This window comes from Aureimonas sp. N4 (assembly GCF_001463925.1).
Taxonomy (GTDB): domain Bacteria; phylum Pseudomonadota; class Alphaproteobacteria; order Rhizobiales; family Rhizobiaceae; genus Aureimonas; species Aureimonas ureilytica_A.
The window spans coordinates 1-17,965 of sequence record NZ_BBWS01000047.1 but is presented as its reverse complement, the minus strand read 5'-3'; the positions used below and the strand labels follow the sequence as shown (position 1 = coordinate 17,965).

The 17,965-nt window shown below is 65.7% G+C and carries 19 protein-coding genes, 1 tRNA gene, 1 pseudogene and 1 riboswitch; of the genes and pseudogenes, 13 read left to right on the top strand and 8 right to left on the bottom strand.

From position 1 onward, the window contains the following. The 9 genes from AUL28_RS23050 to AUL28_RS15710 form a co-directional block, all read left to right on the top strand. Nucleotides 1–264, top strand: a 264-nt coding sequence (locus AUL28_RS23050) for a hypothetical protein (RefSeq protein WP_082640510.1), incomplete at its 5' end; no start/stop codon positions are given. Next, nucleotides 261–473 carry a hypothetical protein gene (locus AUL28_RS15745; protein WP_058599118.1) on the top strand — a complete coding sequence of 71 codons (213 nt, stop codon included), beginning with the start codon at nucleotides 261–263 and terminating at the stop codon, nucleotides 471–473. The genes AUL28_RS23050 and AUL28_RS15745, both read left to right, overlap by 4 nt. Next, nucleotides 473–664, top strand: coding sequence for a hypothetical protein (locus tag AUL28_RS15740; RefSeq protein ID WP_062234388.1), 192 nt, complete (start codon nucleotides 473–475; stop codon nucleotides 662–664). Before AUL28_RS15745 ends, AUL28_RS15740 begins: the two co-directional genes overlap by 1 nt. Continuing rightward, the gene (locus AUL28_RS15735; protein WP_062234385.1) at nucleotides 661–1,266 is read left to right on the top strand and encodes a hypothetical protein; all 606 of its coding nucleotides are present in this window, start codon (nucleotides 661–663) and stop codon (nucleotides 1,264–1,266) included. The genes AUL28_RS15740 and AUL28_RS15735 overlap by 4 nt, the downstream gene beginning before the upstream one ends. Then, a complete protein-coding gene (locus AUL28_RS15730; protein ID WP_058599121.1) occupies nucleotides 1,263–1,535 on the top strand; it encodes a hypothetical protein in 273 nt (90 codons plus the stop codon). The genes AUL28_RS15735 and AUL28_RS15730 overlap by 4 nt, the downstream gene beginning before the upstream one ends. Next, entirely contained in the window at nucleotides 1,535–1,732 is a 198-nt protein-coding gene (locus tag AUL28_RS15725) for a hypothetical protein (RefSeq protein WP_062234382.1), read from the top strand. Before AUL28_RS15730 ends, AUL28_RS15725 begins: the two co-directional genes overlap by 1 nt. Then, nucleotides 1,729–2,835, top strand: coding sequence for a DNA polymerase III subunit beta (dnaN, locus tag AUL28_RS15720; RefSeq protein ID WP_062234380.1), 1,107 nt, complete (start codon nucleotides 1,729–1,731; stop codon nucleotides 2,833–2,835). Before AUL28_RS15725 ends, dnaN begins: the two co-directional genes overlap by 4 nt. Nucleotides 2,836–2,837: 2 nt before the next feature. Then, nucleotides 2,838–3,092, top strand: coding sequence for a hypothetical protein (locus AUL28_RS15715; protein WP_058599124.1), 255 nt, complete (start codon nucleotides 2,838–2,840; stop codon nucleotides 3,090–3,092). Next, on the top strand, nucleotides 3,089–4,306 hold the full coding sequence (locus AUL28_RS15710) for a hypothetical protein (RefSeq protein ID WP_062234377.1): 1,218 nt from the start codon (nucleotides 3,089–3,091) through the stop codon (nucleotides 4,304–4,306). The genes AUL28_RS15715 and AUL28_RS15710 overlap by 4 nt, the downstream gene beginning before the upstream one ends. Before the next feature lie 68 nt (nucleotides 4,307–4,374). Here AUL28_RS15710 and AUL28_RS15705 read toward each other — a convergent pair. Then, a tRNA-Arg gene (locus tag AUL28_RS15705) sits at nucleotides 4,375–4,448 on the bottom strand. Nucleotides 4,449–4,501: 53 nt separating this feature from the next. Continuing rightward, nucleotides 4,502–5,146: a thiamine diphosphokinase gene (locus AUL28_RS15700; protein WP_062234397.1), complete on the bottom strand. Its 645-nt coding sequence runs from the start codon at nucleotides 5,144–5,146 to the stop codon at nucleotides 4,502–4,504. A gap of 89 nt (nucleotides 5,147–5,235) precedes the next feature. Beyond that, nucleotides 5,236–5,337, top strand: a riboswitch (TPP riboswitch). Between the two features lie 242 nt (nucleotides 5,338–5,579). On the opposite strand from AUL28_RS15700, the gene thiB reads away from it, so the two are divergent. The 4 genes from thiB (at nucleotide 5,580) to AUL28_RS15680 (ending at nucleotide 10,683) form a co-directional block, all read left to right on the top strand. After that, on the top strand, nucleotides 5,580–6,560 hold the full coding sequence (thiB, locus tag AUL28_RS15695) for a thiamine ABC transporter substrate binding subunit (protein WP_062234394.1): 981 nt from the start codon (nucleotides 5,580–5,582) through the stop codon (nucleotides 6,558–6,560). 67 nt (nucleotides 6,561–6,627) lie between these two features. Beyond that, on the top strand, nucleotides 6,628–8,262 hold the full coding sequence (locus AUL28_RS15690; RefSeq protein WP_062234374.1) for an ABC transporter permease subunit: 1,635 nt from the start codon (nucleotides 6,628–6,630) through the stop codon (nucleotides 8,260–8,262). Next, a complete protein-coding gene (locus AUL28_RS15685; protein WP_062234371.1) occupies nucleotides 8,259–8,990 on the top strand; it encodes a thiamine ABC transporter ATP-binding protein in 732 nt (243 codons plus the stop codon). The genes AUL28_RS15690 and AUL28_RS15685 overlap by 4 nt, the downstream gene beginning before the upstream one ends. A gap of 220 nt (nucleotides 8,991–9,210) precedes the next feature. Next, nucleotides 9,211–10,683 carry a M48 family metalloprotease gene (locus AUL28_RS15680; protein ID WP_082640512.1) on the top strand — a complete coding sequence of 491 codons (1,473 nt, stop codon included), beginning with the start codon at nucleotides 9,211–9,213 and terminating at the stop codon, nucleotides 10,681–10,683. 105 nt (nucleotides 10,684–10,788) lie between these two features. Here AUL28_RS15680 and AUL28_RS15675 read toward each other — a convergent pair whose 3' ends face one another. The 6 genes and pseudogenes from AUL28_RS15675 to AUL28_RS23045 all read right to left on the bottom strand — a co-directional run. Next, nucleotides 10,789–11,655 (bottom strand): RNA polymerase factor sigma-32, encoded by an 867-nt coding sequence (locus tag AUL28_RS15675; protein WP_058599128.1) that lies wholly within the window; start codon nucleotides 11,653–11,655, stop codon nucleotides 10,789–10,791. Between the two features lie 291 nt (nucleotides 11,656–11,946). After that, complete coding sequence (locus AUL28_RS15670) at nucleotides 11,947–12,537, bottom strand: CarD family transcriptional regulator (RefSeq protein ID WP_058599129.1); 591 nt, start codon at nucleotides 12,535–12,537, stop codon at nucleotides 11,947–11,949. 627 nt (nucleotides 12,538–13,164) lie between these two features. Beyond that, the gene (gene fdxA / locus AUL28_RS15665; protein WP_058599130.1) at nucleotides 13,165–13,503 is read right to left on the bottom strand and encodes a ferredoxin FdxA; all 339 of its coding nucleotides are present in this window, start codon (nucleotides 13,501–13,503) and stop codon (nucleotides 13,165–13,167) included. A 291-nt stretch (nucleotides 13,504–13,794) separates the two neighbouring features. Next, on the bottom strand, nucleotides 13,795–14,154 hold the full coding sequence (locus AUL28_RS15660) for an RNA-binding S4 domain-containing protein (RefSeq protein WP_062234366.1): 360 nt from the start codon (nucleotides 14,152–14,154) through the stop codon (nucleotides 13,795–13,797). 16 nt (nucleotides 14,155–14,170) lie between these two features. Then, nucleotides 14,171–17,602: a helicase-related protein gene (locus AUL28_RS15655; RefSeq protein ID WP_082640511.1), complete on the bottom strand. Its 3,432-nt coding sequence runs from the start codon at nucleotides 17,600–17,602 to the stop codon at nucleotides 14,171–14,173. A gap of 134 nt (nucleotides 17,603–17,736) precedes the next feature. Then, nucleotides 17,737–17,965: pseudogene (locus tag AUL28_RS23045) on the bottom strand (hypothetical protein); the annotation flags it as partial.

Here is a 17,965-nt window from a genome sequence, read left to right as displayed (position 1 = left end):
GTCACGATCCCCGACCACCTCCACGCCTCGCTGCGCCGCTTCGCGGAACGCGCCTATCGTCGCGGCAATCGCGCCTCGCTCGGCTGGATGGCCAAGGATGGCGAGCCGATCCCGGCCGATCACGTCTCGCAGCTCGCCCTGCGCAATCTCTGCAAGGTCTGCCCCGCCAGTCGGAACAGGAGCCTTGACCGCGCCGAGTTGACCGACCTCGGCCACGAGGTCGCCGCCATGGTCGCGCGCGCCAAGCGGGAGGGCGGACGTTGATCCCAAACCTTCACCCCGACCACCCGAAGGCGATCTATCGCGAGATCGCCAACGACGCCGCCCCGGCCCCGCGCCCCTACGTCCTGCCGCCGAGCGAGACGAGCGCGCCCATGGTGCAGGACGAAGAACAGTTCTGGACCGCCTGCGTCGGCGCGGCCTTCCTCGTCGTCGTCGTCCTGATCGTCTACGCAGCGAAGGGCCTCGCCTGATGCGCGCCGCCCTCGCCCCGGAGGTCGCCGAGATCGGCCGCATCGCACGGCATTATCTCGGCCGCGCCCTACATCTCGCCGCCGAGCTGGCCGCCGTCGCCAGCATGATCGCCGCCGTCACCCTCTTTTCCATCGCCAGCACGACGCCCGCCCCGCGCGCCGCGATCGTCATCGCGGAGGCCAACCGTTGAGCACCGCCCCGACCGAAGCCCAACAGTGCGAGGCCGTCCTCGAACTGGTGAAGGGCTTTCAAGACATGATGGCTGGCATATCGCCCGTCGTTTGTTCCGCCGCCATCGTGATCCTTGCGGCCACCGACATCGAGAGATGGGCGGACGATCCCGAACGGCTCGCCCCGACCTCGGCCCTCTTCGCGGAGACGATGATCTTCATCGCGGAACGGATGTTTGAGGCCAGAGGGTACGGCCCCGACGAGATCGCGGCCCTGACCCTTGCTCACCGCAGTCGGGTGTTGCCGGGCCATCCCGAACCGACCATCCGCCAGCATCTCGCGGCCTTCGCGGGGAGGATGGAGAAGCGCCTACGCGAGAACGATCACAAGGGCGGCTGGAGCAACGAGAAGCCCGAATGGCTGGCCGATCGCTGTCTCGCCAAAGCCTGCGATGCCAGCAAGGCACTGGACCAGCTCCGTGGCGATGGCCTGCGCAACCTTGCCGTCAACCGCGAAGCCATCCAGCGCCACACGGCCGACCTCGCGAACTACGCGATGATGCTGTGCGACGTGACGACAGACGGCGGCCTCGTGCCCGAGCCCGAGGGAGAGGCCGCATGAACCGCGAACAGCGCACCCTCGCCCGCGCGGCCCTCGGCCTGCCCAACCCGCGCCGCCAGTCCTACCGCAACCTATTCGTGATCGCCCCGCGCGAGCCCGAACAGGAGGATTGGAACGACATGGTGGCGGCCGGGCTGGCCGTCCATCGCACAGGCTCGGCCGACACCGGCCCGGCCACCTACGCCCTCACGCGCGCGGGCGCCGATCGCGCCATCGCCCCCGGCGAGCGCTTGAACCCCACAGACTTCCCACCGATCGGAGCGCACTGATGGCCTGCGAATGCTGCGACGATGACGCCCCGAGCAGCGTGAAGCTGTCCGATCTGCGCCGCCTTTACGATCTCGTGGCCGAACAGCGGACGCTGGAAGCGCTGACGATGATGCACGAAGCCGCGCCGGGCGAGCTGCCCTTGCCGGTGACGATCTTGTGCCTGCGCCAGCCCGAAGTTGCGGGGACGGACCTATGACCATCCTCGCCTTCGCCTGCCAGCGCGACACCCTGTCGGCCGCGCTGGATCGCGCCCGCAAGATCGTGGCCGCGCGCAACACGATCCCGATCCTCAGCAACTTCCTCTTGCGCCTAGACGCGGACGGAACACTGACGATCAAGGGCACCGACCTCGACATCGAAACGACCGTCCACGTCGAAAATGTGGATGTGGTGACGCCCGGCGCGACCACCATCCCGGCCCACGCGTTCGCGGCCACAGTCGCGAAGATGGCGACCGGCCGCCTCCAGATCGACGCCACCGACACCCATCTGACGGTGCGCGGCGGACGCGCTCGAACCACGTTCCCGACCTTTCCCGAGCAGGACTTCCCTGACATCTCGAACAAGCATCCCACGCACACCTTCACGATCCCGCATTTCGACCTGCGTAGGATCTACGAAAAGTGCGATTTCGCGATCTCGCAGGAAGAGACGCGCTACTTCCTGTGCGGCGTCTTTCTGCGCCCGATCGCCGGCAAGCTGGTGGCGACGGCGACGGACGGGCACCGCCTGTCGCGCCTCGAACTCGACATGCCGGACGGGGCCGGAGACATGCCCGGCATCATCATCCCCGACCGCACCGTCAGCATGTTCCGAGAGTTGGGCGATAAGGAAGACCTGCCGATCGAGGTCGACCTGTCCGAGCGCTATATCCGACTGCGCAGCCCCAAGCTGACGATCTATTCCAAGCTCGTGGACGGCACCTATCCTGACAGCGAGCGCATCATCCCGCGCGGAAACAATCAGGTCGCGATCGTGGAGCTGGACGCCCTCATGGCGGCGATCGACCGCTTGCTGGTGCTGACCGAGAAGGACACCCGGCGATACCGGATGGAGTTCACGGCCGGTCAGATCACCCTGTTCTCCAAAGGCGACAACGGCGAGGCCGAAGACACGATCGACGCCGCCTGCGACTTTGACCTGACGGTCGGCTTCAACGGCAAATATCTCCAGGACATGTGCAAGACCATGGTCGGCCCGAAGCTGCGCCTGGAGATGGGCGACGCCAGCGCCCCGCCGCTCATTCGCGACGAAGGCGACGACACCCGCGAAATCGTTCTCATGCCGATGAGAGTGTGAGCATGGCGGAACGCGCTCAAGACAAGCTCTTTCTGGACGACAAGGAAATCGCCGCCCGCCTCGGCGTGAGAGCTGCGATGTTTCCCAGCATCGCGCAGGTGTTGGAGAAAGACGGCTTTCCCCGCCGCGATCCGCTGTTCGAGGACAAGCGCTATTGGCCGGCTTGCCGGTCCTATCTCGACCGCCGCCAAGGCGTCCGTCAGGATGACGACGGGGCCTTGCCCCTCAATCCTGATGGAAAGGAAAACTGGTCATGAAAGGAACGCCAGGGCTAAAACGCCGCCGCCGAAAGGACGGCGAAGCCCTCTATTGGGTTGCCTCTGCGATCTCGCGGCAGGCAACCTCCTACCCCACGCCGACGATCCGCATCCACGCGACCGACCCGGCCGAGATCGCATCGCTTTGCCAGCGCTACACGGCAGAGCTTTTGGAGTGGATCAGCAACGACAGGGGTACCAAGCCCAAGCGGTTTGACGGCACGATGCGCGGACTAATCACGGTCTATCGCAAAAGCCCCGACAGCGCGTACCAAGACCTTAAAGCCAACTCGCGCGGCATGTACGATGAATCGCTTGACCTCTTGGAAAAGACGGTCGGCACCCGCCAGCTCGCCCGTCTCAGCGGGGCCGACTTCCGTCGCTGGTACAAAAAATTCCGCGAGCCCGCCCCGCCGAAGAAACCCGGCGAGCTGCCCGGCCCCGAGCGCATCCGACGTGCCTTTAAGGCGATGCAGCTTGTTCGGATCGTCATCAAGTTTGGCGTGACCGAGAATATCCCCGAGTGCGTCCGACTGGCGACGATCCTCGAAAACATGCGCTTCGAAGCGCCGCGAGCCCGTGAAGCCTTCGTGACCTTCGCGCAGTCGTCCGCCATCATCGCCAAGGCGATCGAGATGGGAAAGCCGAGCATCGCTATCGCCCAAGCGCTCCAGTTCGAGCTGACCCTCCGGCAAATCGACGTGATCGGCTACTGGACGATCGTAGAAGACGGCAGCAAGGCCGGCATCGTCTACCTCGGCCGCCGTTGGTCGGGCGGCCTCCTTTGGAACGAGATCGACGCGGACGGCATCCTGCGAAAGCGGACCACCAAGACCGGCCAGGAGGCCGTCCACGACACCAACGCTTACCCACTCTTGGCCCAGGTGCTGGCCCTCATCCCGCCAGAGAAGCGGATCGGCCCCATTATCACGAAGGAAAAGACGGGACTGCCCTATCGCTATCGGGACTTCGCAAACATCTGGAGACGGGTAGCGACCGAGGCCGGCGTTCCCGAGACGACCTGGAACAGAGATAGCCGTGCCGGAGGCGTGACCGAAGGCACAGACGCGGGCGTCGATCTGGAAGCCATGCGCCACCACGCGAATCATTCTCAGATCGCAACGACGGCCCGCTACAGCCGCAAAACGCTCAGCAAGACCCGCACCGTAGCATCAGCGCGCGTAGCGGCCCGCGAGCCCTCTAAGAAGGCTTAGGAACGCCTTCGGGAACACCGTAGGAACGCCTCACTAGGCCAAGCAGGCTAAAGCACTGAATTCAAAAGTGATCCCAATAGGATTCGAACCTATGACCCCCAGATTAGGAATCTGGTGCTCTATCCTGCTGAGCTATGGGACCCTGCGTGTGTTATAGCTGAGGGGGAGCGGTTGGCCAAGGGTGGCGGGGTGGTTTCAGCGGCGGGTCGGGTCGGCCTGCAGGAGAAGGATGGTGCGTCCTCCTTCGAGGCCGATGCGGATGGGGCCGGTGGCTTCATTGGACTGGGTGAGGATCGAGGCGAAGGGCACGTCGACGCGGGTCAGCGGGAAGCGCGCGCCCTCGATCGACAGACCCTCAAGATCGGAGAATTTCAGAAGCGAGAACTGAGCGCCGGGGGCTGCCGGCACGTCCTGCCAGCCGGGGCGCAGCGGCAGGGCGCGCTCGATACCGTCGAAGAGTTCGATGGTGAGGCCGGCCTCCGCCTCGCGCAGGGCGATCACGAGATGCGAGAAGGCGTGGTCGCTGCGCCCGCCCAGCGCACCGACCAGAAGCAGATCGTGCCCTCCCCTCGCCTTGGCGGCGTCGATGGCGAGTTCCCCGTCCGTCCGGTCCTTGTCCCGCGGGAAGGTCTCGCGGGGAATGGAAAGACCACGTAGGGCGAACGGCAGCTCGGACGGAGCGGAATCGAAATCGCCGATCCAGAGTTCGGGAAAGAGGCCCAGCGCGGCGGCATGTTCGATGCCGCCATCGGCCGCGATGACGCGCCGGCCCGCAAGGGCCTCGCGAAGCTCGGAGTTCGGCGCGATCGGCCCGGCGAGAAGAATGGCAAAGCGACTCATATGGGTCTGCATAGGGCGCAAGCGGCCGGGATGCCAGTGGACGAATCGAGCCCTCCCTTGCCGCCTCTCTACGCAACCTCTAGATAAAAGGCGCTCACACGGGGTGCCCTTCCAGGGGCTGAGAGGCGACGCGCCAACCCGATGAACCTGATCCGGCTCGTACCGGCGGAGGGATGGGGAGCGCCGGGGCCACGGCCCCAGCCCGTCCCGTTCGTTCGAACTTTTGGAGAACGGGATGTCTCACCTCAGTTCAGAACCGGGGACAGAACCTTGCGGCGGAGGAGCGGCGAGGGATTTGCGTTGCGGACTAGGTGCCGAGCGGAGCCGATGCAGCGCAGGGCCAAGCATCGGCAACGATGATCGGGGGCGCAAGGACCCGGCGGATCGACCCGCAGGGTTTTGGCCCCGGCTCTTAGCCGGTCTCTGCCTCACGCTGGCTCTGTCGGCGGCCTCCAGCGCCTTCGCGCAGGATGGCGCCAAGCCCGTTCTCACCGTCTATACCTATGAAAGCTTCGTGCCGGATTGGGGGCCGGGGCCGAAGGTCAAGACCGCGTTCGAGGCCGAGTGCGGCTGCGAGTTGCGTTTTGTCGGGCTGGAGGATGGCGTCGCCATTCTCAACCGGCTGAAGCTCGAGGGCGAGACGACGCAGGCCGATGTCGCGCTGGGTCTCACGGCCGAACTCGTGCCGGAATTCAAGAAGACGGGTCTGTTCGCGCCGTCGAATGTCGATCTGTCGCCGCTCGCCATTCCCGGCGGCTTTTCGGACGATGTCTTCGTTCCCTTCGACTATTCCTATCTCGCCTTCGTCTATGACACGCAAAGCGTGAAGACGCCGCCGACGAGCCTCGACGAATTGGTGAACGGCGATCCCGACCAGAAGATCGCGATCGAGGACCCGCGCACCTCCACGCCCGGCCTCGGGTTTCTGCTCTGGATGAAAGCCGTCTATGGCGATCAGGCCGAGGAGAAATGGCGCACGCTCTCGCGCCGCATCCTGACGGTGACGCCCGGTTGGAGCGAGGCCTATGGCCTGTTCACCAAAGGCGAAGTGCCGATCGTCCTCTCCTACACGACGTCCCCGGCCTATCATCAGATCGAGGAAGGCACCGATCGCTACAAGGCGGCAAGCTTTTCCGAAGGGCATTATCTCCAGGTCGAACTCGCCGGGCGGCTGCGCACATCGAAGCATCCCGAACTTACCCAGCGCTTTCTTGCCTTCATGCTGACGCCGGCCTTCCAGAAGCTGATCCCGACCGGAAATTGGGCCCTGCCCGCCACCAAACCGGCCGAGCCTCTGCCGGCGGCTTTCGAGACGCTGGTGCAGCCCACCAAGCCGCTCGCGATCGATGCCGAGACGGTGGCCGCGCAGCGCGAGACCTGGACGAGCGAATGGCTTCGCGCGCTCGGCCGCTGAGCGGCACGAGCGCCGGCGCGCTGGTGCCCGAACTCCTTCGCGTTGCCACGCGGGGCAAGAGACCGGCATGAGCGACGCGACGCCGGGCGGCACACTTTTTCTGTCACGAGCCGAGCAAGGGCGGCGGCGCGGCGCAGCCTTGGCGGCGCTCGCGCTGGTCTTGGTGTTTCTGTTCGCACCATTTCTGGTGCTCGGCGTCTCCTCGCAGAGCACTGGAACGGCACTATCGAGCCTGACGGATTCCTATCTTCTGGGCGTCATCGGCTTCACGCTGTTTCAGGCCCTTCTCTCGACTCTTCTGTCGCTGCTCTTCGGCGTTCCACTGGCGCTGGCGCTGCATCGAAGCCGCCTGCCGGGGCGCGTCCTTGTCCTGCGCCTGTTTCTTCTGCCGCAGGCGCTGCCGACGCTGGTCGGGGCGCTCGGCCTCGTCACCGTGTTCGGTCGCAACGGCGCGCTGGCTGACGCCTTCGTGTTTCTAGGCCTGCCCCGCCCGTCCATCTATGGGTTGACCGGCATTCTCGTCGCGCATGTCTTCTTCAATATGCCGCTGGTGGCGCGGGTGGCCTTGGGCGGGCTTCAGAGCGTGCCGGCGGAAAGCTGGAAGCTGGCCGGTCAGTTGGCGCTCTCGCCGCTCGCCGTGTTTCGGCTGCTGGAAGCGCCGGCGCTGCGCGCAATCCTGCCCGGCGCGGCAGCGCTGGTCTTCATGCTGTGCTTCACGAGCTTCACGCTGGTCCTGGTGCTCGGCGGTGGACCGGCCGCGACGACGCTTCAGGTCGCGATCTATCAGTCGCTGCGCTATGACTTCGCGCCCGATCGCGCGCTGGCCTTGACGCTCGCGCAGATCACGCTCGTCAGCCTGTTCCTGCTGCCGACCCTTCTCGCCCGCTCTCCCGCGGCCTCCAGCGCCTTCAGCCTCGGTGCGACGCAGCGCCGGTTCGATCCGCGTTCGCCTTGGCGCGCCGGTTTCGATGCGCTGGTGCTGGCAATCGGCCTTCTGTTTCTGCTCTCGCCTTTCGCGGCCATTCTCCAGAGCGGCTTGCGCGCCGATCTTGGCAAGCTCGTTTCCGATCCGATGGTGCAACGCGCCGCGCTGACCAGCCTCGGCATTGCGGTGGCGGCGACCGCGCTCGGCCTTGCGCTGTCCCTTGCATTGGTTCTCTCTTCCGGTTTGTCCGGCCTGCCACGTCTCGTTATCAGGCTGGTGCCGGCGCTCGGCCTCGTCGTGCCGCCCATCCTCGTCGGCGCGGGCTGGTTTCTGGCATTACGCCTGACCGGCGATGTCGCGCGCCTTGCGCCCGCCGTCGCGGTGCTGGCCAACGCCATGGCGATCCTGCCCTTTGCCACGCGCATTCTCGCGCCCGAGGCGGAGGCCGCCGCGCGGCGCGGCGGGCGGCTCGCCGCCAGCCTCGGCCTATCCGGCTGGGCGCGGCTGCGCCATGTGGAATTGGCCGCGCTCGGCCGCCCGCTCGCGCTCTCGGCGTCCCTCGGATTGGCTCTGGCGCTGGGCGATCTTGGCGCGGTCGCGCTGTTCGGCAACCAGGATTTCGTGACATTGCCGACGCTGCTTCTCCAGCGCATGGGCTCCTATCGCTCGACGGATGCGGAAGGCCTCGCGCTCCTTCTCGGCGCGCTGTGTCTCCTTCTCATTCTCGCGGCCGAGCTTCTCGCCGCGCGGGGCTTGCGCGAAAGGGCGCCGGAATGAACGCGATCGAACTCTCCGGTCTGACCCATCGCTATGAAGGCGCCGAGATGCGCTTCGATCTCCATGTGCCCGAGGGCGAATGGCTGGCGCTGATCGGCCCGTCCGGCGCGGGCAAATCGACGCTGCTCGATCTCGTCGCCGGGTTTCTCTTGCCCGAAGGGGGCACGCTGCGGCTTCTGGGTAAGGACTATACCAAAGCCGAGCCCGCCGCGCGGCCGATCGGCATGATGTTTCAGGACAACAATCTCTTCGCCCATCTGACGGCGGAGGAGAATATCGCCATCGGGCTGGAGCCGCGCGCCCGCTTCAGCCACGCAGCCCGCCTGCAAGCCCGCGAAGCCCTCGCTGCGATCGGGCTAGAAGACCTCGCGAACCGTCGCCCGGCGGAGATGTCGGGCGGCGAGCGGCAGCGCGTCGCGCTCGCGCGCCTGTTCCTGCGCGAGCGCCCGATCCTGCTTCTGGACGAGCCCTTCGCCGCGCTTGGCCCAGCCCTGCGCCAAGACATGCTGGCGCTGGTTGCAGCCCTGCGTGAGCGCGCGGCCGCGCCACCGACCATCGTCATGGTGACGCATCACCCGGAGGACGCGCGCGGTTTTGCCGATCGCATCGCCTTTCTGGACGCGGGGCGCATTCATCTCACCGGAACGGTCGAACATATCCTGGACCACGAGCAGGATCCCCGCCTTCGCGCCTATCTCGGGCAGGCGCCTCGGGTCACGGGATCGTAATTTGGTCCTTTTCCCCGTGCATCGCCAAAAGCGAAGAAACGATGTCGTTTTGAAATTCTGTGTGACGCATCAACCCTTTCGCAGCGCGGTCGGTTTCGGGTAGATCAAGCCGGACTCGCAGGGAAGTTACCGTAGGGAATCGTCGGCCATGGTGCATGAGATTTCGCCGCTCGGCGTCGCACGAACCAGCTCGCTGGTTCGTCGCGCGCTCAAGGGGGCGATGGTCGCATGGCCGATCGCGTTTCTCGCCGGCTGTACCACGCTCGGCGCCGGGCTGGAGGAAGCCGCGATCAGCCCCGACGTTCAGTCGGGCTACCTGCCGGGGCAGAGCCGCCAACCTGTGTCCTTCGATGCGGTGCAGTCCTCCGACCCGCAATCCACCATCGGCAAGTCGCAGCATCCCAAGATTCTCGCGGCCTATGGCGGGGCCTATTCCGACCCGAAGCTGGAGCTGATGCTGGCCGGCATCGTCGGCAAGCTCGCCGCCGTGTCGGAAGATCCCAACCGCGCCTATCGCATCACGGTTCTGAACTCGCCCAATATCAACGCCTTCGCGCTGCCGGGCGGCTTTCTCTATGTGACGCGCGGTCTGCTGGCGCTCGCCAACGATTCGGCCGAGGTCGCGGCGGTTCTGGCGCATGAGATGGGCCATGTGCGCGCCAATCACGGCATCGAGCGCCAGCAGCGCGAGGAAGCGGCGGAACTCGCCGGGCGCGTCGTGTCCGAAGTCCTGTCGAGCGACACGGCGGCGCGCGCGGCCCTTGCGCGCGGGCGGCTGAACCTCGCCAGCTTTTCGCGCAATCAGGAGCTTCAGGCCGATGCCATGGGCATCAAGCAGACGGGGGACGCGGGCTACGATCCCTATGCCGCCGCCCGCTTCCTGAAGACGATGGACACGTTCTCCAATTTCCGCAACGCGTTCCAGGCGACCAATCCGCAGCTCGACTTCCTGGCCTCGCATCCAGCCGCGCCGCAGCGCGTGGAACTGGCGCGCAGACACGCGTCCGCCTTCGGGCCGGAAGGCGTCGGCGTGACGGATCGCAACCGCTATCTGAGCGGCATCGACGGAATGCTGTTTGGCGACACGGCGTCCGAAGGCTATGTGCGCGGGCGCACCTTCTACCATCCCGGCCTCGGCATCACCTTCACCGCGCCCGAAGGCTTCATGATCGACAATACGGCCGAGGCTGTCCTGGCGACCGGGCCGGGCGATACGGCCGTGCGCTTCGACGGCATCGCCGTGCCGGAAACCACGAGCCTCACCGACTATATCCAGAGCGGCTGGGTCGGCGGTCTCGACCGGACCTCCATTCGCACCATTCAGGTCAACGGGCTGCCGGCCGTGTCGGCGCAGGCGGCGGGCGGCTCCTATGTCTTCAACGTCACGGTGATCCGCATCGGCGGGCAGGTCTATCGCTTCCTGACCGCGCTTCCGGCCGACTCCTCGGCCAAGCTCGCCGGCATTTCGGGCAGCATCGCGCAGTCCTTCCGCCTCCTGTCTCCGGCCGAGCGCAACAATCTGAAGCCCCTGCGCATCCGCATCGTCACCGCCAAGGCGGGCGACACGGAAGACTCGCTGGCCGAGCGCATCCAGGGCGTCGATCGCAAGGTCGATATGTTCCGCCTCTTGAACGATCTGACGCCCGACAGCGAGATCGACGCTGGCGAGCGCTACAAGATCATCGCGGAATAGATCTATCCATCCGAACGGGTGATCTCCCCTTCCCTCTCCGGCGAAGCCGCAACGAAAAAAGGCCACCCGAAGGTGGCCCTTTTCGTTTGTGCCTTTGCGAACCGATCAGCTGATGAACGCCGCTTCGTCCGGGTTGGCCTTCAGGAGAGCGATGCGCAGCTTTTCCAGAGCGCGAGTTTCGATCTGGCGCACGCGCTCCTTCGAAATGCCGAGCTTGGAGCCCAAGGCTTCCAGCGTCGCGCCATCGTCCTGCAAACGACGCTCGCGGATGATCTTCAACTCGCGCTCGCTGAGCACGTCCAGCGCGGAGCGCAGCCAGATGACGCGGCGCTCGTCGTCGATCGAGGCGGACACCATCTCGTCCGGCAGCGGGTCGTTGGAGACGAGGAAGTCCTGACGATCAGCAGAGCCGGACTCGTCTTCCATCAGCGGGGCGTTGAGCGAGGAATCCGGGCCGGACAGGCGCGAGTCCATCAAAGCCACATCGCCTTCGGACACTTTCAGCGCCGTCGCGATTTCCTTATACATCTCGGTGCCCGACAGGCTCTCGCTGCCCTGGCTGAGGCGGGCGCGCAAACGACGCAAGTTGAAGAAGAGCGCCTTCTGGGCGGAGGACGTGCCGCCGCGCACGATGGACCAGTTGCGCAGGATATAGTCCTGGATCGAGGCGCGGATCCACCAGGTCGCATAGGTCGAGAAGCGAACCTCACGCTCGGGCTCGAAGCGGGCCGCCGCTTCCAGAAGGCCGACATGCCCTTCCTGGATCAGATCGTTCATGGCGAGGCCGAAATGGCGGAACTTCGACGCCATGGAAATTACCAACCGCATATGGGCGGAGGTGATCTTGTGAAGGGCTTCCTGATCGTGATGCTCCTTCCAACGCACAGCCAGCTCGTACTCTTCCTCCCGGGCCAGATAGGGGGCGGCCATGGCGGCTTGGATGAGGTGGCGACGCGAGGACTGGGACTTCATGATGGAACCTTCCGAAAACGTCGATAACACAATCACATCGAGCCGGATGGGATGCTTCTCCCACGGGCTCTCTGACTGCAAAACGCGCGGTTCCGACGAAGGTTCCGGCAGCCGGAAACTTTTTTGAGCGAGATAGCGCTTTTATTTCGAGATCAAGAGCGAGGGAAAAAGGGAGGAGCGGGGCTCGACTCCGATATCTTTGTCTCTAGCAAATTCACCGCGATAAAGAAAGCCGGCCAGAGGGCTGGCCGGCTTTTCAGCATATCCACTTCGTGCAGAGAGGGTCGCCGCTTACGCGGCCTCTTCCTGCTCGGCGTCCACGCCGGTGTCCTCTTCGTCCTCTTCGAGCACCTTGGCGGTTCGCTTGGGACCCTTGTTGAGGTTGGTCTCGATCAGGCGAACGGCTTCGGTCTCGCTGACCTCGTTCACGGCGGCGAGTTCGCGCGCCATGCGGCCGAGAGCGGCTTCATACAGCTGGCGTTCCGAATAGGACTGCTCGGGCTGGGAATCGGCCCGGTACAGATCGCGAACCACCTCGGCAATAGCGATGAGATCGCCCGAGTTGATCTTCGCGTCATATTCCTGCGCGCGGCGGCTCCACATGGTGCGCTTCACGCGGGCGCGGCCCTGCACGACCTTCAGGGCGCGCTCAACGAAATCCGTTTCGGACAGTTTGCGCATACCAACCTGCTCGGCCTTGGCGACCGGCACCTTGAGACGCATCTTGTCCTTCTCGAAGTCGATCACGAAGAGTTCGAGCTTCATGCCCGCGACCACCTGCTCCTCGATCGCAACGATCTGACCCACGCCATGCGCGGGATAAACGATGCTTTCGCCGGTCTTGAAACCCTGACGCTGGGAGGTCTTCTTCTGATTGCTCATACGCTGGTAAACTCCCTGTTGTGCAGAGCGACGAAGGCCGCTATGCACGGCACGACCGAGCGGTCGCGAACTGAGCGTGCCGGTCCGGAATGGGCCGGGCAGTCTGGAACCTCGGTGGACCAACCGTCACGACCAAACCAAGGACAGCCGCACGCAAGCGGCGATCGATAAGACGGGTCGTGCGGGAAAACCTTCCGGAAGCGCCGTAAGCCTCGGCCAAGCGGGTGTGCTCGACGTCGACATTCGACTGTTGCAGAAATAATACCTTCTTCCGTTCAAAATTTCAACTGAAATGCGCACGTCAAAGCATGGCCGCGCGCCCTCCCCTGCATTTTCTGCAAGAGGGGCCCGCAGCCGCTCAATCAGTTGAGACGGGCGAACGGGTCTGCCGCCGGATCGAACGGTCGGCCATGGCTCCCACTTCAACCGGCGGCGCTGGCGAAGCGAGGTAAACGAGAACCACGCTAGAAGGAGATGGCGCGGGGATCAAGCACCATCTGCCATTTCAGTATCAGGGCACGTCGGCATGATACCGACATTGCGTCGCGAGGGGGCGAGCCCATCGCGCCGCCGCCCTTGCATCCGCTCCGGCCCACCATGCGGCCGAAGGTCTTGATCGGCGAGCGTTCAGTCGCCCTGGCCGGGGGCGGTGGAGAAGAACTTCTCCAGCTTGCCGTCCACGCCGTCCATATCCTTGGCATCAGCCGGAGGATCGCGCTTCACGGTGATGTTGGGCCACTGCGTGGCATAATCGGCGTTCAGCTTCAGCCATTTGTCGAGCTGCGGCTCGGTGTCGGGCTTGATGGCCTCGGCGGGGCATTCGGGTTCGCAGACGCCGCAATCGATGCATTCGTCGGGATGGATGACCAGCATGTTCTCGCCTTCGTAGAAGCAGTCCACTGGACAGACTTCCACGCAGTCCATGTACTTGCAGCGAATGCAGTTGTCGGTGACGACATAGGTCATGGCAGGTTCCCGGAACTTCCGCGTCCAAGCCGCGTCGGCGGGAGCCTGACCCGGACTGAACGCTCTTAAAAGACGAAAGCGACGATGCCGCGCGCAGTGACGAGGCGTATCGCGAAGGCGCAGGATCGACCACGCCCGGTTGGCTGCGGAGTTAGCCCCTCACACCCCGACTGGCAAGGGCATCGCAATGCTTATTGCAGGCACGAACCGGAACGTTCTTCCAGCTGACGTGTCGCTCCACCGGATCGGAGCGAGCGCACGGACAGACCATGTGAGACGAGACGTTTTGATCTAGCGCACGGGCAGTTCATCGACATCGGCCTCATCGAACGCGGATTCGTCGAGTTCGGAGAGATCGAGCGGCGCGGCTCCGCGCTGGGCCGGCGGCGTCAGGTCTTCGTAAAGGCGGGCCGCCTCGCTGGCTGGCCCCCGGCGCAAGCCGGGATCGAGCACCTTCAGCACCCGAATCCGCTCATGCACGGAAATGGTCAGGACATCGCCGGGGCGCACGATGCGCGCGGCATGGCCGACCTTCTCGCGATTGACCCGCACCGCACCCGATAGCGCGAGTTTCTGGGCCAGAGAGCGGGATTTGACGACGCGCGCGAAAAACAGCCACTTGTCGATGCGCTGTTCTCCGCCTGCCGCCATATGCCCTCCGGCCTTCTTACTTCAGCTTGTCCTTCAGCGCCGCGAGCTTGGCGAAGGGGCTATCGGGATCGATCGGCTTCGGCTTGTCGGGGCGGCGCTGCTCCGCACCCACGCTGCGCGAAGCATCGCGCTCGGGCTTGGCGTGAGGCTTGCCCCCGCGCGGACCGCCGAAGCGCTCCTCGCGCTCGCGGCCGCCGTCGCGGCTCTGATGGTCGCGCGAGCCGCCGTCACGACGCTCGCCACCCTTGCCGCCGAAGCGCGCACCGCGCCCTTCGCCACCACCCTGCTCATTGCGCCCCTGCCCGCCACCACGGCCGAAACGCTGGCGGTTGTCGCCGCGCGCTTCGCCCGCTGCCGTCGTGGCTTCCGCTTCGCCGGCACGCGGACCAGCCGAACGACCGCCCCCGCCATGACGGCCCGGCCCGCGCGCGCCGGGCGCACCGCGACCCTGGCCGCGCTGGCGGTTCTCGCCCCGGAACGGACGCCAGAGATGAACGATCTTGGCCGGCTGTTCGGGCACGAGATCCGCCACAGTGCCGGCATCCTCGGGCGAGGCTTCCGACAAAGCGGTCTCGACAGGCGTTTCCTGGGACACGGGATCGCTCACCGCAGAAGCCAGCCGCGTCTCGCTCTCGTCCGCCGAAGAAGGCGACTGATCGCTCAGAATCGCATCCACCGGACGCGGATCATCGCCCGTGACGGAGGCGAGATCCTCGTCCTGCAAGGCAGCGCCCGGCGCCATGGCCGGCTGAAGATCGGAGACCGACAGGCTGTCGGCCGACGCCAACGGCTCGCCCGCTTCGGTTTCGGAAGCGATGCCGTCCTGCGCCGGCACGTCGCCGACCTCGGCCAGAAGGGCGCCTTCCTCGAGAATCTTGGCGTCCTCGGCGCTGACCTCGGCAGCCTGCTGACCAGCGGCGAGCGCGGCGCTGGCCGCCTCGTCCTGCTTGGCGAAGGTCGCATCGACCTCGCGCTGGTCGACACCCTGCGAGCGATAGCCGAGACCCTTCAGGATTTCATCCATGTCGTCGGCGGTCGCGCCGAGAATCGACATCATCGAGGGCGTCACCAGGAACTCGCGCCCGTTATAGGCGCCGTCCGGGCGCTTGCCCGCGCCGGGGGTCCAGGCAAGCGCGGGGCGAATCAGGTCCGCGAGACGCTCCAGAATGTCGATGCGCACCGCGCGTCGGCCGAGCAGGCGATAGCCGGCCAGCGAATAGAAGATCGGATCGAACGTGGCATCGGGCTGAACCGAGGTGCGCCCGGTCGCCAGAAGCTGCGTGACCTCGCCGAAGCCCGGCTTGTCGCGCCCGTCATGGGCGACAGCCCAGAGCAGCGTCATCAGCGCGGCGGGGGCCGGCTTCACGAGGGCCGGCAGGAAAATATGGTAGGCGCCGAAGCGCACGCCGAGCCGGCGCAGGGCCGCGCGCGCGTCCTGATCGAGCCCGCGCACCTCTTCCGAAATGTCCCGGCGCTGGATCAGGCCGAAATTCTCGTAGAGACGGAAGGCGATGCCGCGTGCCGTTCCCTCCAGACCTTCGGGCTCGCGCAGATCCGCCAGCGGCTTGAGGATGGTGGAGATCTGGTAGGTAACGAAGCGCTCCACGCGCTGGGAGACCCTGTCGCGCGCGGGGCCCGCGAGCTGGTCGTCCGCCAGCACCACGATGCGCGGGCGCAAGGGGTCCTCGCCCGCCGTCAGGCTGGCGATGGGGGCTCCGAGCCAGCGCACCAGCGCGTCCGAACCGAGAGCCAGGTCTCCGTTCGGGGCGTTGAAGAAACGCTCGGCCCGCTTGTCGTACTCGCCCGCGAGCGCTTTTTGCGCTGCGGCGCGGACGGCCTTGGCGTCGGGCCCGTCGGACTTCACGTCCGGCGTGAACCTGAACCCTTGCAGCTCGCCCACAAGGTGGCCCTCCACGAGCACCGTGCCGTCGCTGCCGATTTCAGCTTCCATGAATGCGTTCTCTCTCAGCCGCTTCATCAGGACGCTTGTCCTGCGATCTACGAAGCGTTTCGTCAACCTGTCGTGCAGCGCGTCGGACAATCGATCTTCGATTGCCCGTGTGTTTTCCTGCCAGTGTGTCGGATCAGACAGCCAGCCGGGTCTATGCGAAATATAGGTCCACGTACGGATTTCGGCGATCCGCTGCGAAAGCGTGTCGATATCGCCCTCGGTGGAATCAGCCCGCCGCACCTGCGAAGCCATGTAGTCTTCCGCCACTGTACCGCGCCGAACGAGATCGCCATAGATGGAGGCGATGATTTCGGCGTGTTGCGCCGGGGCGATGCGCCGGTAATCGGGCAGCTTGCAGGCTTCCCAGAGCAACTCGACATTCTTCGCGCCCTTGGCGGCCTTCATCACGGCGTCGTCGCGCGAGAGAAAATCCAGCGCGCGCTGGTCCACCGACGGGAGGGCGCGGGCCAGGGCTTCGTCCGGGGGCAGCGTGTCCAGGCTGCGGCGCAGCGTTTCCAGCGAGGTGAAATCGAGCTGGCGCGAGCGCCATTGCAACACGCGCACGGGGTCGAAAATGTGCGACTCCAGCGCTTCCACCAGTTCCTGCGACAGGGGATCGACGCGCCCCGTCACGCCGAACGTGCCGTCGCGCACATGACGGCCCGCGCGCCCGGCGATCTGGCCGTATTCGGAGGGGTTCAGCTGGCGATACTGGAACCCGTCGAATTTCCAGTCCTGCGCGAAGGCGACGTGATCGACGTCGAGATTGAGGCCCATGCCGATCGCGTCGGTGGCGACCAGAAACTCGACCTCGCCGTTCTGATAAAGCTCCACCTGTTTGTTGCGCGTGCGGGGGCTGAGCGCGCCGAGCACCACGGCCGCCCCACCCCGCTGCCGCCTGATCAATTCGGCGATCGCGTAGACCTCTTCGGCCGAGAAGGCGACGATGGCCGAGCGGCGCGGCAGGCGCGTGATCTTCTTGGAGCCGGCATAGAGAAGCTGCGACATGCGCGGGCGCGTCACGCATTGAATGCCCGGCAGGAGCCGCTCCAGGACTCCGCGCATCGTGGCCGAGCCCAGAAGCAGCGTTTCCGAGCGACCCCGCGTATGCAGAATGCGGTCGGTGAAAATGTGCCCGCGCTCCAGGTCGCCAGCCAGTTGCACCTCGTCGATCGCCACGAATTCCGCCGGCGTTTCGCGCGGCATGGCCTCGACGGTGCACACCTGATAGCGCGCATTGGGCGGCTTGATCTTTTCCTCGCCGGTGATCAGCGAGACCGCGCCGAGACCGACGCGCTCCACCGTGCGCTGGTAGACCTCGCGTGCGAGAAGCCGCAGCGGCAGGCCGATGACGCCCGACGAATGCGCCACCATCCGCTCGATCGCCAGAAAGGTCTTGCCGGTGTTGGTGGGGCCCAGAACGGCGGTCACGCCGCGCCCGTCGAAACGGGAGGCGGGCCGCTTGGGGCCGGAGGGGGAAAGGCGCATGTCCATCATGGTCGGACCATAGGTGGGTTCGCTCCGGCGAAACGCAATCGATTCGAACACAATGAATGGTCGGAGGCCGAGCACGCAGAGCAAAGCCGCACCGGCGACAAGCCGACGCGGCGCTTTCGAAGATCGATGAACGCTTAGCGAACGTCGAGAACGTCGCCGGTGCGGGCGTCGATGATCACGCTGATATCGTCATCGTCGCGGTCGAACCCATCGACGCGGATCGTACGACCCCGGCGAAATACCTGATCCACGTCGCGCAGGCCTTCGCCGCGCGCAATGCGAATGGCTTCGCGGTCGCCAATGGGGCGGCGCGCACCCGGAGGCGGCGGAGGCGGTGGCCCATCGCGCCAGTCGCGCGGCGGG